The following is a 14152-nucleotide window of genomic DNA, read 5'->3' on the forward strand; positions in this document are numbered from 1 at the left end:
AACGAGGCCGCCGGCCGCCGGATGGCGGGTGATCGACCGCGTTTCCCGTCCTCCGGGCACGCTCCCGCGATCAGTCGTCGGTGGAGGTCGCCTGACCGGCCGAGATGAGGTCCATGATCGAGGCGTCGGCCAGGGTCTGCGTGTCGCCGACCGCGCGGCCCTCGGCGACGTCGCGCAGCAGGCGGCGCATGATCTTGCCCGAGCGGGTCTTCGGGAGCTCGGGGACGATCATGATCTGGCGCGGCTTGGCGATCGGACCGATCTCCTTGCGCACGTGGTCGGAGAGCTCCTTGACGATCCCCGGGCCGCCGTCGCCGGCCTCGTTGCGCAGGATCACGTAGGCCACGACCGCCTGGCCGGTGTCGGGGTCGGTGGCGCCGACGACCGCCGACTCGGCGACCTTCGGGTGCGACACCAGCGCCGACTCGATCTCGGTGGTGGAGAGCCGGTGGCCCGAGACGTTCATGACGTCGTCCACGCGGCCGAGCACCCAGATGTCGCCGTCGTCGTCCTTCTTCGCGCCGTCGCCGGCGAAGTAGTAGCCCTGCTTCTTGAACCTGGACCAGTAGGTCTCGACGTAGCGGGCGTCGTCGCCGTAGATGGTGCGCAGCATCGAGGGCCACGGCGAGGTGACCACGAGGTAGCCGCCGGAGCCGTTGGGCACGGGATTGCCCTCGTCGTCCACCACCTCGGCCTCGATGCCGGGGATGGGGTTCATCGCCGAGCCGGGCTTGCCGGCGGTGACGCCCGGAAGGGGGCTGATGAGCACCGAGCCGGTCTCGGTCTGCCACCAGGTGTCGACCACCGGCGTGCGGTCGCCGCCGATGACCGAGCGGTACCAGACGTAGGCCTCGGGGTTGATCGGCTCGCCGACCGAGCCGAGGATGCGCAGGCTGGACAGGTCGGAGGCGTCGGGCACCTCGCGCCCCTGCTTCATGAACGAGCGGATCGCGGTGGGCGCGGTGTAGAAGAGCGTGACGCCGTACTTCTCGATGATCTGCCACCAGCGGCCCGGCTCGGGGGAGTCGGGGGTGCCTTCGTAGAGCACCTGCGTGACGCCGTTGGCGAGCGGGCCGTAGACGATGTAGCTGTGGCCGGTGACCCAGCCGATGTCGGCGGTGCACCAGTAGACGTCGGTGTCGGGCTTGAGGTCGAAGATCGCGTGGTGGGTGTAGGCCGCGCCGGTGAGGTAGCCGCCCGTGGTGTGCAGGATGCCCTTCGGCTTGCCGGTGGTGCCGGAGGTGTACATGACGTAGAGCGGGTGCTCGGCGTCGAAGGCCTCGGGCGTGTGCTCGGGGGAGGCGGCGTCGACCACGTCGTGCCACCACACGTCGACGTCGGCGTCCCAGCCGTCCTCGCCGAGGTCCTGGCCGGTGCGGCGCACGACCAGCACCTTCTCGACCTTGTCGGTCTTGGTGCGGGCCTCGTCGACGGCCGGCTTGAGGGCCGAGGGGGCGCCGCGGCGGTAGCCGCCGTCGGCGGTGATGACGACCTTCGCGCCGCAGTCGTCGATGCGGCTGGCGAGCGCGTCGGCGGAGAAGCCGCCGAACACGACCGTGTGCGGGGCACCGAGGCGGGCGCAGGCGAGCATCGCGACGATCGCCTCGGGGATCATCGGGAGGTAGATCGCGACCCGGTCGCCCTTGCCGACACCGAGATCGGTGAGCGCGTTCGCCGCCTTGGACACCTCGTCCTTGAGCTCGGCGTAGGTGATGTCGCGGACGTCGTCCACGGGCTCGCCGACCCAGTGGAGGGCGACCTTGTCGCCGCGCCCGGCCTCGACGTGGCGGTCGACGCAGTTGTAGGCGGCGTTCAGCTTGCCGTCGGCGAACCAGGTGGCGAACGGCGGGTTGGACCAGTCGAGCACCTGGGTGAAGGGCTCGGCCCAGGTGAGGCGACGCGCCTGCTCGGCCCAGAAGCCCTCGCGGTCGGCGGCGGCGCGCTCGTAGGCCTCGGCCTGCACGTTGGCCGCGGCCGCCAGCTCGGCGGGCGGCTCGAAGCGGCGGTCCTCCTTCGAGAGGTTGGCCAAGGTCTGGGCGCTCGGGGTGTCGCTCACGGTTCTCTCCTGGATCGAATGGGTGCCTCAGGTCACAGTAGGACCCTCGTGAAGTGTGGTCACCGGTGGTTGCGTCGGCGTTGCTCCGCGGCGGCGCGGGTTGGCCGGAGGTGATGCGTCGGTGGCCGGAAGTGTGGGTCGGGTGGGTGGGCGTCGCTGGGCCGCCGCTTGCCGGGCCGCCGCCGCTTGTAACTCGGTGTTCGTGCGTCCACCACGGTGCTGTGACTGGTCACGACACCGTGGTGGACGACGGAACACTGAGTTACAAGCCCGGCCGGGCCCGGGTCAGCGGCCCCGGGTCAGTGGACGACGGCCTTCTCGCTGCCGGCGCCGGTGAGGGCGCGGACCTCGAGCTCGGTGAACTTCTCGGCCGCCTCGGGCTCCTTCGAGGTGATGGTGCCGAGCCAGCCGAAGAAGAAGCCGAGCGGGATCGAGACCAGGCCCGGGTTCTCGAGCGGGAACCAGGCGATGTCGATGCTGGTCGGCAGGAGCGAGAGGTTCTTGCCGGTCGGGTCGAGACCCTTGCCCGAGACGACGGGGGAGAAGATCACCAGGCTGATGCAGGAGATCAGGCCGCCGTAGATGCTCCACGTGGCGCCGCGGGTGTTGAAGCGCCGCCAGAACATGTTGTAGACGATCGCCGGCAGGTTCGCCGAGGCCGCCACCGCGAAGGCGAGTGCCACGAGGAAGGCGATGTTGAGGTTGCGGGCGGGGATGGCGAGCAGAATCGCGATCACGCCGAGGCCGGCGGCCGCGAACCGCGTCACCCGGATCTCCTCCTCCTCGGTGGCCTGGCCCTTGCGGATGACCGCGTTGTAGATGTCGTGCGCCACCGAGGTGGACGACGTGAGGGTCAGGCCGGCGACGACCGCGAGGATCGTGGCGAAGGCGACCGCCGAGATCACCGCGAGCAGGATCGCGCCGCCGGTTGATCCGGCACCGCCGCCCACGGCTTCGGCCAGCAGCGGCGAGGCGAGGTTGCCGCCCGAGTTGGCCACCTCGCTGCCGGCACCGGTGTTGAGCAGGGCCGCGGCGCCGAAGCCGAGCACCAGGGTGAACAGGTAGAACACGCCGATGAGGCCGATGGCCCACAGCACCGACTTCCGCGCGTCGCGCGAGGTCGGCACCGTGTAGAAGCGCACCAGGATGTGCGGCAGGCCCGCGGTGCCGAGCACGAGGGCGATGCCGAGGCTGAGGAAGTCGATCTTGTGGGTGAGGTCGATGCCGTACTTCAGGCCCGGCTCGAGGAAGCCCTCCTTGCCGGAGTTGGACGCCGCCGCCCCGAGCAGCTCGGAGAGGTTGAAGTCGAACTTGGCGAGCACCATCACGACGATGAGCGCAGAGCCGGCCATCAGCAGCACGGCCTTGACGATCTGCACCCAGGTGGTGCCCTTCATGCCGCCCACGGTGACGTAGACGATCATCAGCGCGCCGACGCCGGCGATCACGGCCGACACCGCGAGGGTGTTCTCCTTGTCGATGCCGAGCAGCAGGGTGACGAGGCTGCCCGCGCCGACCATCTGCGCGAGCAGGTAGAAGATCGAGACCGTGACGGTGGACGTCGCGGCCGCCGTCCGCACGGGGCGCTGCTTCATGCGGTAGGCCAGCTGGTCGGCCATCGTGAACTTGCCGGAGTTGCGCAGCATCTCGGCCACCAGCAGCAGGGCGACGAGCCAGGCGACGAGGAAGCCGATCGAGTAGAGGAAGCCGTCGTAGCCGGCGAGCGCGATCGCGCCGGAGATGCCGAGGAAGGAGGCGGCCGACATGTAGTCGCCGCCGATCGCCAGGCCGTTCTGGAATCCCGAGAACGAACGGCCGCCGGCGTAGAAGTCGGCTGCGCCGCTGGAGTTGCGGCTGGCGCGGATCGTGACGAACAGCGTGAGCGCGACGACCGAGAGGAAGAGGACCGCGGTGAGCACCTGGTGGTTCATCGGGCACCCCCGTCGGTGCTGTCGGTGAGGCGCACGAACTCCGCCTCGAGGCCCTGGGCCAGCGGGTCGAGCTTGGCGGTGGAGTAGCGGCTGTAGAGCCAGGCCAGGCCGAACGTGGTGGCGAACTGCAGCAGCCCGAACACCAGGGCGACGTTGATGTTGCCGATCACCTTCTGGCCCATGAAGTCGCCCGCCCAGTTCGAGAGGACGACGTAGAGCAGGTACCAGGTCAAGAAGGCGGCGGTGGCGGGCAGCACGAAGCTGCGGTAGCGCCGGCGCAGCTCGGCGAACTGCGCGTCGGCGTGGAGCTGGTCGTAGACGGGGTCGTGGCGCGACGCCTCGTCGTGCACGGCATCGGACGCGGCCTCGGCCGCGTCGTGGGAGAGATGGGAAGACACGGGTACCTCCTCGGGACGGGTGTGACCGTGGTCACCGGCAGGCCTCGACGCTAGGAGTGATGCCGGTCACTCCGGCAGGGGTGCGGCGCACCCGCGCGGTGAGCGGGCGCGGTCGATCGCCCAGCGGTCGCTCGTGGACGACGAACGGTCGCGGCCGTCGTCCACGAGGGGCGGGGCAGGGGTGGGGTGGAGTGTGATGGGGAGGCCGTCGTGCGTTCACCTGCTCGACGCCCGAGGGTCACCTCGCGCGGTTCGACTGGATCGGTTTGTCCCTCTCACTCGGAAAAGGGGTCTCGATGACCAGCACTCCCAGCCGTCGTTCCATGCTCGCCGCCGGTGCCGCAGGCGCTGCCGGCGTCGGACTGTCCGTGACAGGTGCGATGCCGTCGCTCGCGGAGGCGAGCCCGCGTCGTCCGGGCGGGGATTACGACCGCGCACCGCGCGGACCGCACGGCCGCACCGCGCCGTTCCCGCCGCTCGTCGACGACCCCGCGGGGCTGCTGGCGCTGCCGCCGGGGTTCTCCTACGCGGTCGTCACCCGTGCAGGGGTGACGCGCCTCGAGGAGGGTGGTCTGACGCCGAGCAACCACGACGGCACGGCCGTGTTCAGCACCGGCCGCGGCCGCTACACCCTCATCCAGAACCACGAGCTCAAGGCCGGCTCGCCGCTCGGCGTCCCGCACGTGAAGGGCACCGTCTACGACGAGCAGGCCCTCAACGCCGGCGGCTGCACGGTGATCCGCACCGACGTGCGCGGACGCAACCTCGGCGAGTACGTCGCCATCTCGGGCACCTCGACCAACTGCGCGGGCGGCCCGACCCCGTGGGGCACCTGGCTCACCTGCGAGGAGACCGAGGACCGCGCCGGTGCCGCCTGGAAGGGCAACGGCACCTCCGGCGTCTACGGCAAGGACCACGGCTACGTCTTCGAGGTCTTCCACGACGGCCGCACCCTGCCGAAGCCGATCAAGGCGCTGGGCCGCTACTCGCACGAGGCGTGCGCGGTGAGCCACGACCGCCGCCAGATCTTCCTCAGCGAGGACGCCTCCGGCCCGAACGGCCTGTTCTACCGCTGGACCGCACCGCGCGGTTTCCGCGCCGGGCCGGGCCTGGCCGACCGGCTGGCCGACGACGCCGGCGTCCTCGAGGCGATGCAGATCATCATGCCGGACGGCTCGGTGCTGCCCGACGTGGCGTACCTGACCTCGGCGCAGCTCGGCCTGCCGTTCCCGGTGAAGTGGAAGGCGATGCCCGACCGCGACGCGCGCACGACCTCGACGCGCAAGCAGTTCAAGGACGGCGAGGTGACCCGCGGCAAGAAGTTCGAGGGCGTCTACGGCACCGACCGCGGCGTCTACGTGGTCAACTCCTACGCCTTCTCCGACGGGGACCTCCCGACCGACGCGGTGCCGCACGACGGCATGGTGTGGTTCTACGACTACGAGGCCTCGACCATCCAGCTCGTCGCCTACTTCCCCCACCAGGCCACCGCCAAGACCGGCGCGAAGCCGAAGTACGACGACCTCACCTTCGACGGCCCCGACAACGTCACCGTCACCCCTTGGGGCTCGCTCGTGCTCGCCGAGGACGGCGTCGGCTCCTCGCACGTGCTCTCGGCCACGCCCTACGGCCCCACCCAGGCCATCGCCCGCAACATGCTCAACGACTCGGAGTTCACCGGGCCGACGTTCAGCGACGACGGCAAGGTGCTGTTCGTGAACATGCAGGACCCGGGCCTGACCTTCGCCATCACCGGGCCGTGGGAGAAGTACCTGGGCTGAGGCGCCGGCCGTCCGTCGTCCACCGGGGGTGGTGGGGCGGACTACTCGACCGAATCTCGTGCTTCTCGGCTGAAGTTTCATGCAACAAGCTGGGGATTCACCGGTTCACCGGTGAATCCCCACCCGAGCCCCACCGCCCCCGCCTGCTCCAATGGACGCCGTGAGCGGATCAGGAGGGGCGGGGCGGCGGGCGCCGCGGCTCGTGCTGATGTGCGGTGTGCCGGGGTCGGGCAAGACCACCTACGCGCGAGCGCTGGAGGCGCAGGGGTTCCGCCGCTTCGCGATCGACCACGACGCCTTCGACCTCGGCTACACCTGCGCCGACGACCTCGCGGCGGCGGTCGTCGCCGCCATCCGCGAGCGCCAGCGTGAGGAGATCGCGGCGTGCCTCGACGACGGGGTCGACGTCGTGATCGACCACATCCACGCCTCGCGGCGCGAGCGCGACGTCCACCGCGCGATCGGGGAGGAGCGCGGCGCGCAGGTGGAGGTGGTCTACCTCCCCGTCGATCCGGACGACGCGCGGCGGCGCCTCGCGCAGCGGCGCGGGGAGCACCGCGACGACTTCGTGGTGAGCGAGGCGATGCTGGAGCGCTACCTGCGCATCCTCCAGCCCCCGACCCCCGACGAGAGCCGCGGGAGCCCGTGAGCGCAGACCCGGGCGGCGGGGGCGACCGGCCGCGCAGCGACGGTCGGCGCGGCGCCGGGGTGAGGCGAACGACAGGCTCGGGAGTGGCGAGCCGTGCGAGCATCTGATTAGGTAAGCCTTACCTATCTCGGATGAGGAGTTCTCGTGCCCGATCCCGCCACCCCTGCCGTCGGCCAGCTGTTCCACCCGGCCCACGCCGACCACTACGCCGCCACCCTGCGCCTCGGCGTCGACCACCTGACGACGCAATTGCGCGAGGTCTGCTCGCCCGCCCGAGGAACCGATCCCGCCGAGGCGCGCGCCCGGGTGGAGGCGATCGATCTGAGCACGCCCCTTCCCGATCTCGCGGCGGTGCTCGGCGAGCTCGAGGAGGTGTGGCTCGACGGTGCGGTGTGGTTCCACGAACCCGCCTACGCGGCGCACCTCAACTGCCCGGTGGCGGTGCCCGCCCTGCTGGCCGAGCTGTACATCGCCGCGGTCAACAGCTCCCTCGACACCTTCGACCAGAGCGTCGGGGCCACCTTCATCGAGCGCCGACTGATCCGGTGGACGGCCGAGCACATCGGTTTCCCCGTCGGCCTCGTCGGTGACGGCGGCGCCGCCACCCCCGAGGCCGACGGCGTCTTCACCAGTGGCGGCACGCAGTCCAACCTCCAGGCGCTGCTCCTCGCGCGCAGTCGCCATGACCACCTGCCGGCCGAACGGCTGCGCTTCCTCGCCTCCGAGGAGGCGCACTTCTCGGTGCAGAAGGCCGCGATGGTGCTGGGGCTGGGCGCTGAGGCCGTGATCTCGGTGCCCACCGACGCCCGGCGCCGGATGGACCCGGCGGCGCTGTCGCGCTCCCTGCGCGCCTGCGCCGATCTCGGCCTCGTCCCGGCCGCGGTGGTGGCCACCGTCGGCACCACCGACTTCGGTGCGATCGACCCGATCCCGGCGATCGCCGACCTCGCCGCCGCCCACGGAGCCTGGTTGCACGTCGACGCCGCCTACGGCGGTGGTCTGCTCGTCAGCCCCACCCGGCGGCACCTGCTCGCCGGGATCGAGCGGGCGGACTCGGTCACGGTCGACTTCCACAAGACCTTCTTCCAGCCGGTGTCGGCGAGCGCCCTCGTCGTCCGCGACGCTCGCACGCTGGCGGCCGTGGCCTGGCACGCCGACTACCTCAATCCGCGCCCGGACGGCGCTGCGGGCCCGGCAGCGCAGGCCGCGACCAACCAGGTCGATCGCAGCCTGCAGACCACCCGTCGCTTCGACGCCCTCAAGCTCTGGCTGACCCTGCGCACCATCGGCGCACAGGCGCTCGGCGAGCTCGTCGACCACGTCGTCGACCTCGCGGACGACGCCCACCGCGCCTGCCGCTCGATGGACGACCTGGTCGTCGCGGCCGCGCCCGAGCTCAGCACGCTGGTGCTGCGCTACTGCCCTCCCGACGCGGGCCGCTGGTCCGGTGCCGATCTCGACCGCCTGCAGGATGCGATCCGCGCCGAGCTTTATCGCCGCGGCGAGGCGATGGTCGCCGCCACCCGGGTCGACGGTCGGCGTCACCTCAAGCTCACGCTGCTCAATCCGATGGCGAGTCTCGACGACGTGGTCGGGGTGCTCGAGGCGGTCCGTCGCACGGGTGCTCGGCTGGCGTCGGCCCCTGACGGGGCGGCCCGCACGTCGTCCGACGACGGCGCGACCGACCGCGTCGAGGACGCCGGCCCCGTCGCGCGTTCGCTGGCATCCCTGGAGGTCGTCCGATGAGCGATGCCCCGATCACACCGACGGGCCCGCTCCCCTCCGGGAGCTGCGCGAACTCCACGGTGCTGGGGCGCGACGAGGAGCGCGTCCACGACCTCATCGGCATCGGCCTCGGTCCGTTCAACCTCGGCCTGGCCGCCCTCGCCGACCCCCTGGCAGCGCGGGAGGGCCTCGACGTCCTGTTCCTCGAGCGCCGTGAACGCTTCGCCTGGCACCCGGGCCTGCTCCTGGAGAACGCCACGCTCCAGGTGCCCTTCCTCGCCGACCTCGTCACGATGGTCGACCCGACCTCGCGCTGGTCGTTCCTCAACTTCCTGCGCCGCACGGGCCGTCTCTACGCCTTCTACATCAAGGAGGACTTCCACCCGCTGCGCTCCGAGTACGACGCCTACTGCCGGTGGGTGGCCGAGGGCCTCGCGACGGTCCGCTTCGGACAGGACGTCACCGCGGTCGAGCGGGTCGGCGAGACCTTCGTCGTCCACACGAGCGCGGGTGCGCGGCTGCGAGCGCGACATCTCGCGATCGGGATCGGCACGGCACCCGTGCTGCCCGACGTGCTGCGCACCGCGGCCGAGGACGGCGCGCGCGTGCTGCACGCCGCCGACTACCTCCGCCACCGCGAGTCGCTGCTGGGACTGCGCCACGTGTGCGTGGTGGGCAGCGGTCAGAGCGCCGCGGAGGTCTACCTCGACCTCCTCACCTCCGCCGCCGGTGGCGCGCAGGAGCTGACCTGGCTGACCCGCAGTCCTCGCTTCGCGGCGATGGACGACTCCAAGCTGACCCTGGAGATGACCTCGCCGGAGTACGGCGCCTACCACCGGGCGCTGCCGATGGCGGCGCGCGACCGCCTCGCGCGCGAGCAGCGCCATCTCTACCGCGGCATCAGCCGTGACCTGATCGCGGCGATCTCCGACGAGCACTACCGCCAGCGCGTCGGCGGAGCGGGACCCCGCACGACGTTGCTCACCTCCACCGTGGTGGACGACGCGCGGCCACTCGCGCAGAACGGGCCCGTGCGCCTCGGCCTCACCCACACCGAGACAGCCGCCTCCATGGCCCTCACCACTGACGCCGTGGTGGCGGGCACCGGCTACCGGCCCCGCCCGCCGGACTTCCTCGCGCCGGTGGAGCACCTCGTGCGCCGGGACGGGCGCGGCCGCTACGACGTGGCCGGTGACTACTCCGTCGACGACGCCCACCGGATCTTCGTGCAGAACGCCGAGGAGCACACGCACTCGCTGCTCGCCCCCGACCTCGGGATGGGCCCGCACCGCAACGCCGTCATCCTCGCGGCGGTGCTGGGCCGTGAGGTCTACCCCGTCGACCGCCGGGTGATGGTGCAGACCTTCGGGGCCGCCGAGCACCTGCGTGTACCGACCGGTGGGAGCCCGCCGGGCACCCCCGTCGATCCCGCCGCGCGGGAGCGTGCGCTGGCACCGGAGGTTGCACGATGAGCGCCTCGCTCCTCGCACGGATGACGCTCGAGCCGCTCGTCGTCCGCACCGACGGCGGGTCGGCGGGTCGAGGTGATGGCCGGGGTCTCGCGGCCGCCACCTTGTACACCTGGCTGACCCATCCCCGCTCCCGCTACTGGGGGATGGGGGGCGCGAGCCTGCGGGAGGTCGTCGAGGCCTACGCGGCGATCGCCGCCGATCCGCGGCACCATGCCTGGCTCGGCCGCCTCGACGGCCGCGCCGTGCTGCTGGCCGAGACCTACGACCCCGCCGAGGTCGCGGCGCTGGCCGAGTGCGCGGAGCTGGCGCCGGGCGACCTGGGGATGCACCTGCTCGTTGCCCCGCCGGAGGGCGCACCGATCAGGGGGCTGACCCGAGCCGCGATGGACCTGGTGCTCGCGCAGTGCTTCTCCGTCCCGGCCGTGCAGCGGGTCGTAGTAGAGCCCGACGTCCGCAACACCGCGATCCGCGCCCTCAACGTGGCCGCCGGTTTCGAGGAGGTCGGTGAGATCAGGTTGCCCGACAAGGTCGCGATGCTCTCGGTGCTGACCCGCGAGCGATGGTGCCCTCCCGCGCTGGTGCGGGCGTCGTCCCTCGAGGGGACCCCGCTCCCGCGGCTGGCGGCGGTCGATCACCTCGCGCCCGGGCCGATGGCCGAGGCGCAGCGCCACCTCGTGGCCAAGGCGCTCGGGGAGTTCGCCCACGAGCGACTCATCGCGCCGCTGCTGCAGCCCGACGGTCGGTGGCGCGTCGACACCGACGGGTCGCGCTACACCTTCGCCGCGCGGGTGCACGCCCCCGAGCACTGGGTCGTCGACGCCGACTCGATCGTGCGCGAGCGCGGCGATGGCCCTCTCGCCGTCGCGCCGGACGCGCAGGAGCTGATCGCCGAGCTCGCGCCCGTGCTCGAGATCGGCTCCGACCTGCTGCCCGTCTACCTGGAGGAGATCGCCTCGACGCTCGCCTCCGCCGCCTGGAAGCGCGTGCACTCCCGCACGCCGGTGGCGGAGCTGGTGGACGCCGACCACGCCGCCATCGAGGCGGCCATGACCGAGGGGCATCCGGCGTTCGTGGCCAACAACGGCCGAATCGGCTTCGGCCTCGACGACTACCTCGCCTACGCCCCCGAGACCGGCTCGCGGCTGCGCCTGGAGTGGCTCGCGGCCCGGCGCTCGCTCACGACCCTCAGCCTCGGCAAGGGGATCGACGAGCAGGGCCTCTATGACGCCGAGCTCGGCGCGGCCGTGCGCGCGCGCTTCGAGGGTCGGTTGCGCGGGCTGGGACTCGACTCCGCCGACTTCCTCCTGCTGCCCGTGCACCCGTGGCAGTGGCGCAACCGCATCGCGATCACCTTCGCGCCCGACCTCGCTCGTCACGACCTCGTGCACCTCGGCACCGCCGACGACGAGCACCGGCCCCAGCAGTCGATCCGCACGCTCGCCAACGCCACCCGACCCGAGCGGCACCTGGTGAAGACTGCGCTGGCGATCCAGAACATGGGCTTCGTGCGGGGGCTGTCGCCGCGCTACATGCGCACGACGCCGGCGATCAACGACTGGGTGGCGGGCGTCGTCCACGAGGACGACGAGCTGCGGGCCTGCGGCTTCGAGGTGCTCCGTGAGGTCGCCGCCATCGGCTACACCGGCGACGCCTTCCACCGGATCGACGAACCCTCGCCGTACCGGCGGATGGTGGCGGCGCTGTGGCGGGAGAGCCCCGTGCCGCGGGCCGGCGAGGGCGAGCGGTTGGCGACCATGGCGGCGCTGCTGCACCGCGACGTCGACGGTGACGCGCTCATCACCGCGTGGATCAAGGCGTCGCCGCTCGACGCGGCCGGGTGGGTGCGGGCCTATCTGCGCTGCTACCTGCGCCCGATCGTGCACTGCCTGCTCACTTACGACCTCGCGTTCATGCCCCACGGCGAGAACGTGGTGCTCCGGCTGCGCGACCACGTGCCGGTGGGCGCGTTCATGAAGGACATCGGCGAGGAGATCGCGGTGATGGGCGACCTGCCGCTGCCGGCCGAGGTGGAACGGGTGCGGGTCGAGGTGAGCGACGACCTCAAGGCGCTAGCGCTGCACACCGATGTCGTCGACGGCGTGCTGCGCTTCATCGCCGGGATCCTGGACGACGACGGCGTGCTCGCGGGCGAAGAGTTCTGGGGCATCGCTCGATCGGTGATCGAGGAGCACGCCGCCGACCACCCGGAGCTGGCCGGGGCCTCGGCACGCTACGACCTGCTCCGCGACCGGTTCCGCCACAGCTGCCTCAACCGCCTGCAGCTGCGCAACACCCGGCAGATGGTCGACCTGGCCGACCAGGCGTCCTCGCTGCTGTTCGCGGGCACGCTCGCCAACCCGCTCGCGGCAGGGGGTGACTCGTGAGGTGGTGAGGTCCGTGAGGTGGTGAGGAGGAGTTGACCAAGGCTGTTCACACGGGGACGGCGAGCCGAAACCTCAGGCCCCGAGGATCGGTGATCGAACCTGCCACCCCCGAGGCCTCAGGAGCCCGCCATGACCATGACCAGTCCCGGTAGCGGCGTACCCACCGCTGCGCCGCCGCAGCCCTCATCACCCTCCGCATCCGCGGGCCACCGGCGAGGACGCCGCTGGATCGAGGACTGGCGCCCCGAGGACCCGGACTTCTGGGCCTCGACGGGAGCGCCGATCGCGCGGCGCAACCTGATCTGGTCGATCTTCGCCGAGCACCTCGGCTTCTCGGTCTGGCTCATCTGGAGCGTGTCGTCGGCCTTCCTGCTGGCGCAGGGCTTCACCTTCACGATCGAGCAGTTGTTCTTCCTCGTCGCGATCCCCAACCTCGTGGGCTCGCTCCTGCGAGTTCCCTACACCCTCGCGGTCCCGCGCTTCGGTGGTCGGAACTGGACGATGGTGAGCGCGGCGCTGCTGCTGGTGCCGACCATCGGCTTCGCGGTGGCCGTGACGAACCCGGCGACGCCCTACTGGGTGTTCTGCCTCATCGCAGCGACCGCCGGCTTCGGCGGCGGCAACTTCGCGAGCTCGATGGCCAACATCAACTTCTTCTACCCGGCCGAGAAGAAGGGCGCCGCGCTGGGCCTCAACGCCGCCGGCGGCAACCTCGGCGTCGCGCTCATCCAGTTCTTCCTTCCGGTCCTCGTGGGCGGCGCCGGCATCTTCGGCCTGGTCAAGGCCAGCCAGGGGGGCATCCACCTCGAGCGGGCGGCGTTCGTCTACGCCGCCCTCGCCGTGGTGGCCACCGTCGCGGCCTACCTCTTCATGGACAACCTCGCCGGCGCACGCTCGAATGCCCGCGAGCAGCTCTCGGTCCTGAAGGAGAAGCAGGTCTGGATCATGTCGGTGCTCTACATCGGGACCTTCGGCTCCTTCATCGGCTTCTCGGCCGCCATGCCCCTGCTGATCAAGGTCAACTTCTGGCGCCAGCCGCTGCCCTCGATCACCGGCATCGGCATCAACTTCGCCTTCTACGCCTTCTTGGGCGCTCTCGTCGGATCGATGGCGCGCCCGCTCGGCGGCTGGCTCGCGGACCGCTTCGGGGGTGCCCGGATGACCCTCGTGGCCTTCGGCGGCATGATCGCCAGCACGCTGCTGGTGCTGTTCACCCTCAGCCGCCTCACGGTCGTGCCGCCGCCGCCCACTCCCGAGAAGCTCGCCGAGATCGCCAAAGACCCCTCGGCCTTCAGCTTCCCGGCCCCGGTGACCTCTGCCATCGAGGCCAACCAGAACGTCTTCCCGTTCTTCCTGGCCGCTTTCCTCCTGGTGTTCGTGTTCAGCGGCCTCGGCAACGGGTCGACCTACAAGATGATCCCCGCGATCTTCCGCAAGGACGCCGAGCGTGCCACCGCCGAAGGGACGCCGGAGCGTGAGCTGGCGCTGCACGCGCAGTCGAAGAAGGCCTCGGCGGCCATCGGCATCATCGGCGCGATCGGCGCGATCGGCGGCTTCCTCATCCCGATCACCTTCAACAGCCCCTGGGTCAGCGAGCCGCTGGCGGCCACCAAGAACGCCTTCACGATCTTCCTGGCCTTCTACGTCGTGTGTGCCGTGATCACCTGGGCGGTCTACCTGCGACGTCGCTCGGGCGCGAAGGCCGACACCGGCTACGTCGGGGTCTGAGGGCCCTCCCGCTCCGCCCCACCGCCAC

At 71.3% G+C, this 14152-nt stretch carries 9 protein-coding genes; 6 read left to right on the forward strand and 3 right to left on the reverse strand.

The annotated features are described in order from the left end of the window. Nucleotides 1–70: 70 nt before the first annotated feature. The 3 genes from acs to ACERUN_RS06440 all read right to left on the reverse strand — a co-directional run bounded on the left by acs (nucleotide 71) and on the right by ACERUN_RS06440 (nucleotide 4385). Nucleotides 71–2056, reverse strand: a complete 1986-nt coding sequence (gene acs / locus ACERUN_RS06430; RefSeq protein ID WP_370289004.1) for an acetate--CoA ligase — start codon at nucleotides 2054–2056, stop codon at nucleotides 71–73. 299 nt (nucleotides 2057–2355) lie between these two features. After that, complete coding sequence (locus ACERUN_RS06435; RefSeq protein ID WP_370289005.1) at nucleotides 2356–3987, reverse strand: cation acetate symporter; 1632 nt, start codon at nucleotides 3985–3987, stop codon at nucleotides 2356–2358. Then, a complete protein-coding gene (locus ACERUN_RS06440) occupies nucleotides 3984–4385 on the reverse strand; it encodes a DUF485 domain-containing protein (RefSeq protein WP_370289007.1) in 402 nt (133 codons plus the stop codon). Before ACERUN_RS06440 ends, ACERUN_RS06435 begins: the two co-directional genes overlap by 4 nt. Nucleotides 4386–4681: 296 nt before the next feature. Here ACERUN_RS06440 and ACERUN_RS06445 point away from each other — a divergent pair, with 296 nt between their 5' ends. The 6 genes from ACERUN_RS06445 to ACERUN_RS06470 all read left to right on the forward strand — a co-directional run bounded on the left by ACERUN_RS06445 (nucleotide 4682) and on the right by ACERUN_RS06470 (nucleotide 14124). Next, complete coding sequence (locus ACERUN_RS06445) at nucleotides 4682–6166, forward strand: alkaline phosphatase PhoX (RefSeq protein ID WP_370289009.1); 1485 nt, start codon at nucleotides 4682–4684, stop codon at nucleotides 6164–6166. A 160-nt stretch (nucleotides 6167–6326) separates the two neighbouring features. Beyond that, complete coding sequence (locus tag ACERUN_RS06450) at nucleotides 6327–6815, forward strand: AAA family ATPase (protein WP_370289010.1); 489 nt, start codon at nucleotides 6327–6329, stop codon at nucleotides 6813–6815. Between the two features lie 144 nt (nucleotides 6816–6959). After that, nucleotides 6960–8561 (forward strand): aspartate aminotransferase family protein, encoded by a 1602-nt coding sequence (locus tag ACERUN_RS06455; RefSeq protein ID WP_370289011.1) that lies wholly within the window; start codon nucleotides 6960–6962, stop codon nucleotides 8559–8561. Continuing rightward, on the forward strand, nucleotides 8558–10012 hold the full coding sequence (locus tag ACERUN_RS06460) for a lysine N(6)-hydroxylase/L-ornithine N(5)-oxygenase family protein (protein WP_370289012.1): 1455 nt from the start codon (nucleotides 8558–8560) through the stop codon (nucleotides 10010–10012). The genes ACERUN_RS06455 and ACERUN_RS06460 overlap by 4 nt, the downstream gene beginning before the upstream one ends. Then, on the forward strand, nucleotides 10009–12396 hold the full coding sequence (locus tag ACERUN_RS06465) for a GNAT family N-acetyltransferase (protein WP_370289013.1): 2388 nt from the start codon (nucleotides 10009–10011) through the stop codon (nucleotides 12394–12396). Before ACERUN_RS06460 ends, ACERUN_RS06465 begins: the two co-directional genes overlap by 4 nt. A 129-nt stretch (nucleotides 12397–12525) precedes the next feature. Next, the gene (locus ACERUN_RS06470; RefSeq protein ID WP_370289014.1) at nucleotides 12526–14124 is read left to right on the forward strand and encodes an MFS transporter; all 1599 of its coding nucleotides are present in this window, start codon (nucleotides 12526–12528) and stop codon (nucleotides 14122–14124) included. Nucleotides 14125–14152: the final 28 nt, after the last annotated feature.

This window comes from Nocardioides sp. (assembly GCF_964229035.1).
Taxonomy (GTDB): domain Bacteria; phylum Actinomycetota; class Actinomycetes; order Propionibacteriales; family Nocardioidaceae; genus Nocardioides.

What these genes read in the sequence shown, in the direction of transcription:
- ACERUN_RS06465 (WP_370289013.1), top strand. Translation starts at nt 10,009, where the DNA reads ATGAGCGCCTCGCTCCTCGCACGGATGACGCTCGAGCCGCTCGTCGTC.
- ACERUN_RS06470 (WP_370289014.1), top strand. Translation starts at nt 12,526, where the DNA reads ATGACCATGACCAGTCCCGGTAGCGGCGTACCCACCGCTGCGCCGCCG.
- ACERUN_RS06445 (WP_370289009.1), top strand. Translation starts at nt 4,682, where the DNA reads ATGACCAGCACTCCCAGCCGTCGTTCCATGCTCGCCGCCGGTGCCGCA.
- ACERUN_RS06435 (WP_370289005.1), bottom strand. Translation starts at nt 3,987, where the DNA reads ATGAACCACCAGGTGCTCACCGCGGTCCTCTTCCTCTCGGTCGTCGCG.
- ACERUN_RS06460 (WP_370289012.1), top strand. Translation starts at nt 8,558, where the DNA reads ATGAGCGATGCCCCGATCACACCGACGGGCCCGCTCCCCTCCGGGAGC.